The sequence below is a fragment of the Verrucosispora sp. NA02020 genome (assembly GCF_013364215.1).
In the GTDB taxonomy this organism is placed as follows: domain Bacteria; phylum Actinomycetota; class Actinomycetes; order Mycobacteriales; family Micromonosporaceae; genus Micromonospora.
In genome coordinates this window covers 3,590,074-3,603,362 of sequence record NZ_CP054923.1, presented here as the reverse complement: position 1 = coordinate 3,603,362, position 13,289 = coordinate 3,590,074, and the positions used below count along the sequence as shown (strand labels likewise).

9 protein-coding genes are annotated in these 13,289 nt (G+C 69.9%); 3 read left to right on the top strand and 6 right to left on the bottom strand.

Annotated features, from left to right (window positions below; translation table 11 throughout):
- Positions 1 to 596: 596 nt before the first annotated feature.
- Both HUT12_RS15605 and HUT12_RS15600 read left to right on the top strand, forming a co-directional pair.
- Positions 597 to 1,964 carry a PHB depolymerase family esterase gene (locus HUT12_RS15605; RefSeq protein ID WP_176093837.1) on the top strand — a complete coding sequence of 456 codons (1,368 nt, stop codon included), beginning with the start codon at positions 597 to 599 and terminating at the stop codon, positions 1,962 to 1,964.
- Between the two features lie 597 nt (positions 1,965 to 2,561).
- Entirely contained in the window at positions 2,562 to 3,935 is a 1,374-nt protein-coding gene (locus HUT12_RS15600; RefSeq protein ID WP_131055841.1) for an endo-1,4-beta-xylanase, read from the top strand.
- A gap of 77 nt (positions 3,936 to 4,012) precedes the next feature.
- On the opposite strand, the gene HUT12_RS15595 is transcribed toward HUT12_RS15600, so the two are convergent.
- The 3 genes from HUT12_RS15595 to HUT12_RS15585 form a co-directional block, all read right to left on the bottom strand.
- On the bottom strand, positions 4,013 to 5,002 hold the full coding sequence (locus HUT12_RS15595; RefSeq protein WP_176093836.1) for a LacI family DNA-binding transcriptional regulator: 990 nt from the start codon (positions 5,000 to 5,002) through the stop codon (positions 4,013 to 4,015).
- A gap of 412 nt (positions 5,003 to 5,414) precedes the next feature.
- The gene (locus HUT12_RS15590) at positions 5,415 to 7,502 is read right to left on the bottom strand and encodes an RICIN domain-containing protein (protein ID WP_176093835.1); all 2,088 of its coding nucleotides are present in this window, start codon (positions 7,500 to 7,502) and stop codon (positions 5,415 to 5,417) included.
- Between the two features lie 333 nt (positions 7,503 to 7,835).
- On the bottom strand, positions 7,836 to 8,390 hold the full coding sequence (locus HUT12_RS15585) for a MarR family winged helix-turn-helix transcriptional regulator (RefSeq protein WP_176093834.1): 555 nt from the start codon (positions 8,388 to 8,390) through the stop codon (positions 7,836 to 7,838).
- A gap of 42 nt (positions 8,391 to 8,432) precedes the next feature.
- Between HUT12_RS15585 and pip the strand changes: the two genes are divergently transcribed.
- Positions 8,433 to 9,401, top strand: coding sequence for a prolyl aminopeptidase (gene pip / locus HUT12_RS15580; RefSeq protein WP_131052425.1), 969 nt, complete (start codon positions 8,433 to 8,435; stop codon positions 9,399 to 9,401).
- 90 nt (positions 9,402 to 9,491) lie between these two features.
- Here the strand turns inward: pip and araA are convergent, their stop codons facing one another.
- From araA to HUT12_RS15565, 3 genes are all read right to left on the bottom strand, one after another.
- Entirely contained in the window at positions 9,492 to 10,994 is a 1,503-nt protein-coding gene (araA, locus tag HUT12_RS15575) for an L-arabinose isomerase (protein WP_176093833.1), read from the bottom strand.
- A 27-nt stretch (positions 10,995 to 11,021) separates the two neighbouring features.
- Positions 11,022 to 12,011 (bottom strand): galactofuranose ABC transporter, permease protein YjfF, encoded by a 990-nt coding sequence (gene yjfF, locus HUT12_RS15570; protein WP_131052427.1) that lies wholly within the window; start codon positions 12,009 to 12,011, stop codon positions 11,022 to 11,024.
- Positions 12,012 to 12,087: 76 nt separating this feature from the next.
- Positions 12,088 to 13,152: an ABC transporter permease gene (locus HUT12_RS15565; protein WP_131052428.1), complete on the bottom strand. Its 1,065-nt coding sequence runs from the start codon at positions 13,150 to 13,152 to the stop codon at positions 12,088 to 12,090.
- Between the last annotated feature and the right edge of the window lie 137 nt (positions 13,153 to 13,289).

Below are 13,289 nucleotides of genomic sequence, written 5' to 3'. Positions count from 1 at the left end.
AGACATCAGACGTTATTCGTTTCGGGCGCACAGCGTCAACGCCTAGATCGCCCGCCAGGGCCGGTTTTTCGGCAGGAGGCGCGGCGGGCAGGCAACGCGGAGGGTCGCGATACATCACATCAATTCGGCATCACGGCGTACGCTCACCCACGGGCCGCCAGATCGGGCGCGCCGGGCCGATGTTGGCGATCACACCACGGTGATCGATCGATGCCACGTCAGCACATCGACGCCTCTGCGAACGTTAACATCGACGCCCCTCGTGTTGCTAGCGTGTTTCGCGTCGGGTCGCGGCAGGCCCGAGAGGCCCCGCGTCCAGGGATGCCGTCAGCGCCGCCCGAGCAGCGGCCGACTGAAAATATCGATCAATGTCATCTTGTTGCTGGCGCTCTCGGCGCGACTCCATACTTTGGCTTGCGCGCGAGCCGCGAATCGGCACGAAAGTGTCATCGTCACGGCGAGGTGAGCGGATCCCTCCGCAGGGCAGCACCTCCCGCACCGCGACGCCCGGTCCCCGCCCCCCGGTCGATGTCGGCTGACCCCGACGTCCACCGTGCCCGGGTTCCGGCGTCGACCCAACCACCGGAGAGGTGAACATGACCCGAACGAGAGCGGGGCTGCTGGCATCCCTGGCCACCGCGTTACTTCTCGCCGTGGCGGGCGTCGCCCTGTCCCCGTCACCGGCCGTCGCCGCGTCGCTGGTCGAGGTGACCAGCTTCGGCAACAACCCGGGCAACATGCGCATGCACATCTACGCGCCGGACAACCGGCCGGCCAATCCGGCGATCGTGGTCGCCATGCACGGCTGCGGCGGATCCGGCACCGGCTTCTACTCCAGCAGCGAGTTCGCCCGGCTCGCCGACCAGTACGGCTACCTGGTCATCTACCCCACCGCGACCCAACAGGCCGGTTTCGGCAACTGCTTCGACGTGTGGTCGGCCGCCTCGAAGCGCCGCGACGGCGGCAGCGACCCGGTCTCCATCATGTCGATGGTCAGCTACGCCCAGCGGCAGTACGGCGGCGACCCGCAGCGGGTCTACGCCACCGGCAGTTCCTCCGGCGGCATGGCCACCCAGGCCCTGCTCGCCCTCTACCCGGACGTGTTCAAGGCCGGCGCGGCCTTCATGGGCGTGCCGTTCAACTGCTTCGCCAACGCCGCCGACTTCCCGCCGACCAACAGCCAGTGCGTCAACGGCCGGATGGACCGCACCCCGCAGCAGTGGGGCGACGCGGTGCGGCAGGCGTACCCCGGCTACAGCGGTGCGCGTCCCCGCATCCAGCTCTGGCACGGGACCAACGACACGCTCATCCCGTTCCAGCTCCTGCAGGAGGCGGTCGAGCAGTGGACCAACGTCTTCGGGTTGAGCCAGACGCCGACGTCCTCGGACACCCCGCAGGCCAACTGGAACCGGCGGCGGTTCGCCAACTCCTCCGGCACGGTCCAGGTCGAGGCGTACAGCATCCAGGGTGCCGGGCACACCCTGCCGTCGACGGGCATGGCCCGGGCCGCCATCGACTTCTTCGGCCTGACCTCCACCCCCACCACTCCCCCGCCCACCACCCCACCCCCGACCACGCCGCCGCCCACCACCCCACCTCCGACCACCCCGCCGCCCACCACGCCGCCGCCCACCACTCCGCCGCCGGGCGCCACGACCTGCCGGGTGCAGTACTCGGCCGACTCGTGGAACAACGGTCTCGTCGGCACGGTGACCGTCACCAACAACACCCCGAACCCGGTCAACGGCTGGACGTTGCAGTGGACCTGGCCGAACGGCCAGCAGGTCACCAGCGCGTGGAACGCCACGGTGACCCAGAGCGGCAGCCAGGCGACCGCGCGCAACGTCGCCTGGAACGCCACGATCCCCGGTAACCAGAGCGTCAGCTTCGGCTTCCAGGCCACCCACAACGGCACCAACAACCCACCCACCGGCTTCACCCTCAACGGGCTCGGCTGCCAGTGAGCGACGCCGGCCGACGAGCCGGGCCCCGGTCGCACCACGACACGGGCGCGGCGACGTCGACCGGTGCCGGCACCCGGATCTGATCGACACCTGACGGCGACCCGGCCGTCACCGAGTACGCGGCCCGGTGCCGCGGGCGCGCCACCTGCGCCCGTGGCACCGGGCCCGCTCGTTGTGCTCGTGCACACCCGCCGCACGCCGCGTCCCGGAGCGGACGCCGCCCGACCAGGCGACCAGAGCATATTTACTGCTGTCACTTGAGCGTGTTATCGATAACATGCTAACTTCCGGTCGAGGGGTGCAGGGCACGCTCCTTCGAGGTCATCGACCCGGCCGGCAGGGCACGCCGGCCGATCGCGGCACCCGCCGGTGACCTGTCCGGGCCCGCCGACAAGGCGCAGCGCGCCGGCCGTCCGAGCCGCCCCGACCGCAGGTGGCACCGGATCCCATGCACCACGGCCGGGCCACCGCGCCCGCACGAACTCCACCGATCGCCCCAGCACCCGAAGGGCCGAGCCTTGGCCGCCCCCGGGTGTGGTCGCCGCTCGTCCCGTGTCGGCCGAGAGGCGTACCGACCACCACCACGAGAGGTCTGTCATGAATCACAGATCCACCGACGACAGGGGCCCGACGATCCGGCCGCGCGCCCTGCTCTTCTCCATCGTGGCGGGCACCGCGCTGCTCGCCTCGACCATGCTCGTCGCTCCGGCCGCCAACGCCGCCGCCAGCACACTCGGCGCGGCGGCGGCCCAGAGTGGGCGCTATTTCGGCGCCGCCACCAACTCGTTCATGCTCAACGGTCAACACGTGACGATCCTCAACCGCGAGTTCAACTCCATCGTGGCCGAGAACGAGATGAAGTGGGACGCCACCGAACCCCAGCAGAACGGCTTCAACTTCACCGGCGGCGACCGGCTCGTCGCACACGCCCGGGCCAACGGCATGTCGGTACGCGGGCACGCCCTGGTCTGGCACGCCCAGCAGCCGGGCTGGGCACAGAACCTCTCCGGCACCGCGCTGCGCAACGCCATGACCAACCACATCACCCGGGTCGCCGGCCACTTCCGGGGCCAGATCCACTCCTGGGACGTGGTGAACGAGGCGTTCGCCGACGGCGGTGGCGGCGGTCGGCGTGACTCCAACCTCCAGCGCACCGGCAACGACTGGATCGAGGTCGCGTTCCGGACCGCGCGCACCGCCGACCCGAGCGCCAAGCTCTGCTACAACGACTACAACACCGACGGGGTCAACGCGAAGTCGACCGGCATCTACAACATGGTGCGCGACTTCAAGGCCCGTGGGGTGCCGATCGACTGCGTGGGCTTCCAGTCCCACCTGGGCACCACGCTCTCCAGCGACTACCAGGCCAACCTGCAACGCTTCGCCGACCTCGGCGTGGACGTGCAGATCACCGAGTTGGACGTCGCCCAGGGGTCCAACCAGGCGAGCATCTACGAACGGGTCACCCGCGCCTGCCTGGCGGTGGCCCGGTGCACCGGCATCACCGTGTGGGGCGTACGCGACAACGACTCGTGGCGGCGCAACGAGAACCCGCTGCTCTTCGACGCGAACGGCAACAAGAAGCCGGCGTACCAGTCGGTGCTCAACGCGCTGAACAGCGTCAGCGGGCCGAACCCGACCACCCCGCCGCCCACCACCACCCCGCCCCCGTCGACCGGTGGCGGATGCACCGCATCGGTGTCGCTGAACTCGTGGAACGGCGGCTTCGTGGCCACCGTCAAGGTCACCGCCGGCAACTCCGCGATCCGTGGCTGGAGCGTACGGGTCGCGCTGCCCGGCGGCACCGCGGTCACCGGCACCTGGAACACCCAGGCCAGCGGCAGCAGCGGCACGGTGAACTTCGCCAACGTCGGCTACAACGGCCAGGTCGGTGCCGGCGGCAGCACCGAATTCGGCTTCCAGGGCACCGGAACGGGTCCGTCCGGTACCCCCACCTGCACGGCGAGCTGACCACCCACCGGCAGCGGGTCCGGTCCGGCATGGCCGGGCCGGACCCTGCCTGCCGCACGGGTGCACGCCGGACCGCCTCAGCGGACCGGTGGCCGCCCCACGCTCTGCCGGGAGACCAGGGTCGGTGCGACCGTCTCGCGCAGCGCGCCCCCGCTGGCCGACTCGATCTGGGTCAGCAGCATCTCCAGGCTGGCCCGGGCCACCGCGTCGAAATCCGGCCGCACGGTGGTCAGCGGCGGGATGAAGTAGGCCGCCTCGGGCACGTCGTCGAAGCCGACCACGCTGATGTCGTCCGGCACCCGGCGACCGTGCTCGTGCAACGCCCGCAGCACCCCGAGCGCGAGGTGGTCGTTGGCGGTGAAGACGGCGGTGACGTCGGGCATCCGGGCCAACATCTGCCCGCAGCGGTAACCGGCGGCGGCGGACCAGTCCGCCGGCACCAGCGGTGGGATCTCCGCCCCGGCCGCGAGCAGGGCCTCCCGCCAGCCCTCGATCCGGCCCGCGCTGTCGAACCAGTCGGACGGACCGGAGACGTGCCACACCGTACGGTGCCCGGCCTCGAGCAGGTGCTGGGTGGCGGCCCGGGCACCGGCGGCCTGGTCCACCGTCACCAGTGGCATCGGTCGGCGCGGATCCCCGTCGACGGTGACCAGCGGGACGTCCTTCGGCAGCCGCTCCAACGCCTCGCCGGCCGACTCCACCGGCGCGATCACCACGATGCCGGCGACCCGGTGGGCCAGGTGCCGCTCCACCGCCGCCGAGATGGACCGGTGGTCGAGGTCCCGGACGCTGCCCACGCTGACCGCGAAGCCGGACTCGGCGGCGACCTGTTCCAGCGCGGTGAGCAGCGACGCCGGGCCGTAGAGAGTTGTGTTCTGGGCGACCACGCCGATCACCTGCGAACGACCGGTGACCAACGCGCGCGCCGCCCGGTTGGGGCGGTAACCGAGCTCGGCGATGGCGGCCTGGACCCGCAGTCGGGTCTGTTCGCGGACGTTCGGGTGGCCGTTGAGCACTCGTGACACCGTCTGGTGCGAGACACCAGCGAGGCGAGCCACGTCCGTCATCGCAGGATCGCGTACGGCCATCTCAGACTCCCCGCATGTCGGTCGGCGCCGCGACCGGTCGACGCTGACTGGAACGGCTAAGGGTACAAAGATCCCCTCTCGCGGTACCCACACCGGCCCGTGCCGTCCGAGTGGAGAGCGCTCGATCACGCACAGTCTACGTCAGCGCCGATCCCGATCGTTGCCAGGCCGTGGGCCGAGTCCGCGTCGCGCCGAGGGCTCCGGCGTCCGACCCGGTCGACGGCGTACACCGGGATTCCGCATGACGTGCTGTGCCGGGACGCGGGTGGTGCCCGGCCGGTCGCCGGGCACCACCCCCTCGGTCACCGGAGCGCGGTGACCGTCCGTACCGGCGGGCGGCGCGGTCGGAGGTACGCGCCGCACCCGCCCCGAGGGCGCCCTGACATCGAGGTCAGGGCGTCGTCAACTCGAAGCGTCGCACCGTCACCGCACCACCAAGGGCGCTGGTGGCGAAGTTGAAGATGCCGAACCGGTACCCCATGAAGAACGTCCAGTTGTTGTTGAGCGTCAGGGCGTTGCCCAGCGAGACGAAGTTGACCCCGTCGGTGCTGTACGAGAAGCGCGCCTGCCGCCCGGAGCCGGGTCTGATGTCGGCGTTGGCCCGTAGCCAGATCCGGCCGCCGGACACCGCGGCACTGGCGATCTCGCTGCCGGTGCTCGTGGTGCTCCAGTTGCTGCCCATGGTGAGGCCGTTGGTCATCACCACCCGGGTCGCGCCGTTGTCGCGGCGTACACCGATCCAGGCCGAGTTGTCGCGCAGCATGGCCAGGCCGGTGCGGTCCCCGTCGCGCATCGTGGAGTAGTCCAGCTCGACCGTCGCGGTCGAGGTGGGCCCCTGGATACGGTGCGTGACGGTGTTGCGGGCCCGGTAGAGGTCGTTGGTGACGGTGGCGGTCTGCAGGCGCAGTCCGTTGTTCACCGAGAACCGGCTGGTGTCGGGGTTGTGGTTCCACTCCCACTGCACGCCGAGCTGGGTGCCGGCGAACGTGTCCACCCCGGTGAGCGGCTTGACCGGCCGCAGCGGCAACGGGTTGGGGTAGTTCACGCCCCACGCGCCGTTGACCGTCTGCACCTGCGGCCAGCCGTCGGCGGTCCAGGTGATCGGCGCCAGCGTCGGCATCCGGCCGCCCGGGTACGCGTCGGTGAACGCCATGTAGTACCAGGCACCGTTCTGGGTCTGCACCAGCCCACCCTGGTGCGGTACGCCGCCGCCGGAGATCGGCCCCTGCATGTTGAGCAGCACCTGCCGCTGCTCGTACGGGCCGAACGGGCCGTTGGTCGACTTGAGCACGTACTGGCCGTTGGCCGGACGGGTCAGCCAGATGTAGTAGGCGCCGTTGCGCTTGTAGAAGCGGGCCCCCTCCAGCGTGCCGATGCTCGACGGCGTCTGGTAGACCTGCTGGGCCCGTACCTGGGAGCGTCCGTCGGCGGAGAGCTGCGCCACGCTGATCGTGCCGTTGCCGTACGCGACGTACATGGTGTCGTTGTCGTCGATCAGCATGCCGGCGTCGTAGTAGCAGTTGGGGATGGTGGCGTGCCGGCTCCAGGTGCCGTCCACGGCGGAGGCGGTGTAGATGTGGGTCTGGGCGAAGTCGATGCAGCCCGCCCAGTAGTACGTCCGGTTGCTGGGTCGGTAGTTCAGCGTCGAGGCCCAGATCCCGTTCACGTACGCGTGTTGCCCGCTGGGCAGGTCGTACTTGGTGCCGAAGTCCAGCCGGGGCACCGAGTGCCCGGCGAACTCCCAGTTCACCAGGTCGTACGAGCGCAGCACCGGCGCGCCCGGCGAGTAGTGCATGGTCGAGGCGGACATGTAGTAGACGTCGCCGACCCGGATGATGTCGACGTCGGCGAAGTCCTGCCAGACCACCGGGTTGGTGAAGTTGCCGCCGGGGGTGCCCGGGTTGCCGGTGTCGCCGACGCGGACGAGCTGCCACTGCTGGTTGGTGCCGCCCCAGTCGTCGTACTGCACGATGTTGCCGCCGTCGGCGGTGGAGGCGTTCTGCACCTCCATCGCCTTGTTGCTGTTGCGGTTGATCAGGCGGACGTACCCGCCGTCGGAGTCGGCGAGCCGGAACTGCTGGTTGGTGCCGTTGCCGTCGCTCCACTGCACGATGTTCGCGCCGTTGGCGGTGGAGAAGTTGTAGACGTCCAGCACCTTGCCCGAGTGCCGGGACTTCAACCGGTAGTAGCCACCACCGGAGTCGACGAACTGCCACTGCTGCTGGTTACCGTTGTTCCGGGTCCACTGGGTGATTCGCGCACCGTCGCTCGTGGCCAGGTTGTACACGTCCAGGGCCTTACCGCTGTTGCGGTTGACCAACACGTACCACGCGTTGGTGTCGACCGTCGCCGCCGCGGCCGGCGACGGTGCGACCGCCACCAGCGTGCCGCCCACCACGACCGCCGCCACCGCCGCGACGGCCCGGGACAACCACCCGCGCCGACGCGGAGCGACGCGGGGGACCTCGAAGGTACCCATGATCCTCCTTGGGAGAAGAGAGCCGAGCGACCACAGGAGACGGTCGCGGGGTAGATGCGTCCCGCGTGGTGTGATCGCTAACAACCGCCGCCGTGCCCACGTGCGGCGTGGTGATCGCTTGCGCCGAAGCGGAACGCGCCTGGCCCGGTCGACCGCAGATATCGTCCGTCTTCACTATCGACTGTGAGCGATAACAGATCCTTAGTCAAGATGTAACACCGACGACTTGCGCGGGGCCGGATCACGCGCCCGGACACGACGAAGCCACCGCCCGACGGGGCGGCGCGGACGCGTCGTCCACGCCGGGCGGTGTGGCGGCAGGGATCGAGCCGATCACCGTCGACGCGGCGGGTGCGGCGGGCCGCCCGCGCGGCGACCGCCCGCCCCGGCGGCCCCGCCCCGAACACCGAGCAGGCCAGGGTCGGCAGCGATGATCCGGTCGCGCATCGGGCGGCGGGCGAGCGCGGCCAGCGCCTCGTCCACGAGCACGTGCAACGGCATGGACAGCTCGGTCTCCAGCTCGCGGGTCGCCGTGGTGGTGGCGGCGACCTCGGCCCGCAACGCCGGCAGGACGCGCCGCCCCTCGTCGGTGAGCGTGACCATCCTGGTGCGCGCGTCGCGGCCGGGGATCGCCTCCACGAGCCCGGCACGCGCCATCGCGGCGACCGTCTGACTGGCCGCCGAATGGGTCACGTCGATCGCCGTCGCGACGGCCCGGATCGAACACGGCCCGTCGTCGGCCACCACCAGGAGCACCGGCGCGAACCGCGCGCGCAGACCGGGGAGGCCGATCTCGGCGTACACCTGGCCGATGCCGCCGTCGAGCAGCTCCATGAGCGTCGCGAGTCTCGTGCCGAGGACGCCGGGACCGGGATCGGAGGTTGCCATGGCGGGTACTGTAACAGCGCTGTCATATCGCGAGGAGCGCACATGATCGAGCCGTACGACACCGGGATGCTCGACGTCGGCGACGGCAACCAGGTCTACTGGGAGGTCAGCGGCAACCCCGAGGGCGTACCCGCCGTCGTCCTGCACGGCGGTCCCGGCAGCGGCAGCACGACCCGGCACCGACGGGCACTCGATCCGGAGCGGTTCCGCGTCGTGCTCTTCGACCAGCGCAACTGTGGGCGCAGCACGCCGTCGGCGGCCGACCCGAGCACCGATCTGAGCGCCAACACCACCGCCCATCTCGTCGCCGACATCGAACGGCTGCGCGAGCACCTCGGCATCGCCCGCTGGGTGGTGTACGGCGGGTCGTGGGGCGCGACGCTCGCGCTGGCGTACGCGACGCACCATCCCGACCGGGTACGCGGCATGGTGCTGGTCGCGGTGACCATGACCCGACGCTCCGAGGTGGACTGGTTGTACCGCGGCGGGGGCCGGTTCTTCCCCGAGGCGTGGCAACGATTCGTCGCCCACGCCGGCGTGCCGGGCTACGCGCTGCCGACCGACAGCCAACCACCGATCGAACCGGTCCTGCTGCGCTACGGCCAGCTCCTCGCCGACCCGGACCCGGCGGTACGGGCCCGGGCCGCAGCGCAATGGTGCGCATGGGAGGACGCGCTCATCTCCGAGGAGAGCAACGGCCAGCCCGGCCAGTACTCCGCCGGGGAACTGCGACAGCGGCTGACGATGACCCGCATCTGCGCGCACTACTTCGGCAACGGCGCGTTCATGGCCGACGGCGAGATCCTGCGCGACGTCCCGAAGCTGACCGGCATCCCCGGTGTGCTGGTGCACGGCCGCAACGACGTGAGCGGACCGGCGATCACGCCGTGGGAGATCGCGCAGGCGTGGCCCGGGGCACGTCTGCACGTCGTCGGGGACGCCGGGCACACCGGCAGCGAGACCATGCGGCGCGTCCTGTCCGAGGCGGCGGACACGATGGCGCGCACCTAGCAGGCCCGAACCCCCGCCACAGGGGAAGCGGGCGCGTGCGTCGGTGCCGCCCAGCGGAGGGGCGTCACCGACGCATCGCGGACGGCGCGGTCAGAAGCCCCGGGCGAGGCGGTAGTACGCCTGGTTCCAGCGAAGCTCGTCGGCGAAACGACGAGACTCGGTGTTCGCGTCGATGACGACCAGCTCGGTACGGCTCATCTCGGCGAGGTCGTGCAGTTCCTCCACGCCGACCGCGTGCGAGAGCACGGTGTGGTGCGGGGCACCGGCGGTGATCCACGCCTCGGCCGACCCGGCCAGGTGCGGGCGTGGCCGCCACACCGCCCGGGCCACCGGCAACCGGCGCAGCGGCTGCGGCGGGGGCACCACGTCCACCTCGTTGGCGACCAGCCGGAACCGCTCCCCCATGTCCGCCAGCCCGAGCACCACCGCCGGTCCCGGCTCGGCGTCGAAGACCAACCGGACCGGGTCCTCCCGACCGCCGATGCTCAACGGGTGGATCTCCACGTTCGGCTTGTCCGCGGCGATCGTCGGGCACACCTCCAGCATGTGCGCGCCGAGGATCAACTCCTCGCCCGGCGTCAGGTCGTAGGTGTAGTCCTCCATGAAGGAGGTGCCGCCCTGCGCGCCGGCCGACATCGCCTTGAGCGTGTGGACCAGCACCGAGGTCTTCCAGTCACCCTCGCCGCCGAAGCCGTAGCCGTCGGCCATCAGCCGCTGCACCGCGATGCCGGGCAGTTGGCGCAGGCCGCCGAGGTCCTCGAAGTTCGTGGTGAAGGCCCGGAACCCGCCCGCGTCCAGGAAGGTCCGCATCCCCAGTTCCAGCCGTGCGGCGTACCGCAGCGAGTCGTGTCGCTCACCGCCGGGACGCAGCTCGGCGGCGACCCGGAAGGTGTCGTTGTACTCCTTGACCAGGTCGTCGATCTGCGCGTCGGCGACCTCGTCGACCACCCGCACCAGGTCGTTGACCCCGTAGGTGTTCACCGAGACACCGAAGCGCAACTCCGCCTCGACCTTGTCCCCCTCGGTCACCGCGACGTCGCGCATGTTGTCGCCGAACCGCGCCAGGCGCAGGGAACGCATCGCCGACCAGCCGATCGCCGCCCGGGTCCACGAGCCGACACGGGTGACCACGCGGGGGTCGCTGACGTGGCCGGCGATGGTCTTGCGGGCCACCCCGAGCCGGGTCTGGATGAAACCGAACTCCCGGTCGCCGTGGGCGGCCTGGTTCAGGTTCATGAAGTCCATGTCGATCTCGTCCCAGGGCAGCCGGACGTTGGCCTGGGTGTGCAGGTGCAGCAGCGGAGTACGCAGCGCGTCCAGACCCGAGATCCACATCTTCGCGGGCGAGAAGGTGTGCATCCACGCGATGACCCCGACCGCACCCTGCACCGCGGCGTCCCGGCAGACCTCCAGGATGTCCGCGCTGGTGGTCAGCACCGGCTTCCAGACCACCCGGGCCGGGATGTCCGGCGAGTCGTCGAGCAGTGCGGCGATCTGACGGGACTGCTCGGCCACCTGCCGGAGGGTGTCCTCGCCGTACATCGCCTGGCTTCCGGTGAGGAACCAGACCTCGGGTTCAGGATGCGTTGCCATGGGAGTTGCCTTCCGCGAGAGGGGCGGTCACTTGTAGCGGATGCCGATGAGGCGCTGGAGCAGGATGAACGCGAAGAGCAGGCCGCCAATAACGATCTTGGTCCACCAGGAGTTGAGGCTACCGTCGAACGTGATCAGCGTCTGGATCACGCCGAGCACCAGCACACCGAGCACCGTGCCGAAGACGTACCCCGAACCGCCGGTGAGCACCGTGCCGCCGATCACCACGGCCGCGATCACGTCGAGCTCCATCCCGATCCCGATCAACGGCGCCCCGGAGAGCGTGTAGAACGAGAGCAGGATCCCGCCGATCGCCGAGCAGAGACCGCTGATCGTGTAGACCGCGATCCGGGTACGCCCCACCGGCAGCCCCATCAGCAGCGCCGACTGCGGGTTGCCGCCGATCGCGTACACGTTGCGACCCAACCGGGTGTACGCCAGCACGTACGCGCCGATGAGCACCACCGCGAACGCGACCAGCACGCTCACCGAGACGAAGTTGCCGCCGGGATCACCGATCCGGTGCTGCGCCATCGTGGTCCAGAAACCGTCGGTGATGCGGATCGACGAGTCACTGATGAACGTACACATGCCCCGGGCGAAGAACATCCCGGCGAGTGTCACGATGAACGGCTGGATGTCGAAGAAGTGGATCGCACAGCCCATCAGGAACCCGAGCGTCGGCCCGATGAGCAACGCGATGACCAGCACCAGTAGCGCGGGCAGACCCGACTGGAGCAGCCACGCCGAGACCATCGCCGTCATCGCGACCACCGACCCCACGGACAGGTCGATCCCGCCGGTGAGGATCACGAAGGTCATCCCCACCGCGACGACGAGAAGGAAACCGTTGTCGATGAAGACGTTGAAGATGACCTGGACGTTCGAGAAGGCCCGGTACTGGGACACACCGATCGCGTACATGACCAGCAGCAGGGCCAGCGTGGCCAGCACCGGCACGTGCCGCCGGGGCAGCCGCGCCCAGCTCGGCCCGGTGGTCAACGACGTACTGCTCATGCCGTCACTCCGCTTCGCTGCATGCCGCCACGAGACTCCATCGCGCTGAACCTGATGATTCGCTCGCTTTGCTCGCTCATGCCGAAGCCTCCTCCTTCTGGCGCTGCGGCGTCGGGGCCGGCGGGGGTGGGGTGCCGCGCTTGCGGCGGTTGAACGTGGCGCGGAACGCCGGTGCCTGGATGAGGCAGACTGCGATCACGACGACCGCCTTGAACAGCAACGCCGTCTGCGGCGAGATGTTCATGGCGTACACCGTGGTGGTGAGCGTCTGGATGATCAGCGCGCCGAGGATGGTGCCGCTGAGATAGAACCGTCCGCCGGCCAGGGCGGTGCCCCCGATGACGACCGCGAGGATGGCGTCCAGTTCCACCCAGAGGCCGGCGGCGTTGCCGTCGGCACTTGACACGTTGGCCGTCATCATGAAGCCGGCGACCGCCGCGCAGGCCGCGCTGACCACGTAGACCAGGAAGACCATCCGGCCCGACCGGATGCCGGCCAACCGGCTGGCCTCCCGGTTGCCACCCACCGACTCGATGATCATGCCGAGCGCGGTACGACGGGTGAAGGCCGCGACCAGCAACGCCGCCCCGAGCGCGATGAAGATCGCCAACGGCAGGGTGAGGAAGTGACCCAGACCGATCGCCCGGTACGGGCCGGAGTTGATCGTGATGATCTGACCCTCGGTGATCAACTGCGCCAGTCCCCGACCGGCCACCATCAGGATCAGCGTGGCGATGATCGGCTGAATACCGATCACCGAGACCAGTACGCCGTTCCAGGCACCGAGGACCAGTGCCACCCCGAGCGCCATCGCCAGTGCGGTCGCCACCGTGACGAAGCTGTTCTGGTCGGGTGCCTGACTGATGTGCAGACAGGCGATGGCGCCGCTGATGGCGCAGATCGACCCGACCGAGAGATCGATGCCGCCGGTGGAGATGACCAGGGTCATGCCGAGCGCGACCAGGATCAGCGGCGCGCTCAACCGGAGGATGTCGATCGGGGTCCCGTACAGGTGGCCGTTGTTCATCTCGATCGACAGGAAGCCGGGGCGGTAGATCGTGTTCGCCGCCAGCATCACCACCAGGACGGCGATCGGCCAGAACAGCCGGTGCCCGAGCAGGGGCTTGATCCGTTCGCTCATGACGGCACTCCGCTTCGCTCCGTGCCGCCATGAGGCACCACCGCCCTGAGCCCGCCGATTCGCTCGCTCCGCTCGCTCATGACGGCACTCCGCTTCGCTCCGTGCCGCCATGAGGCACCACCGCCCTGAGCCCGCCG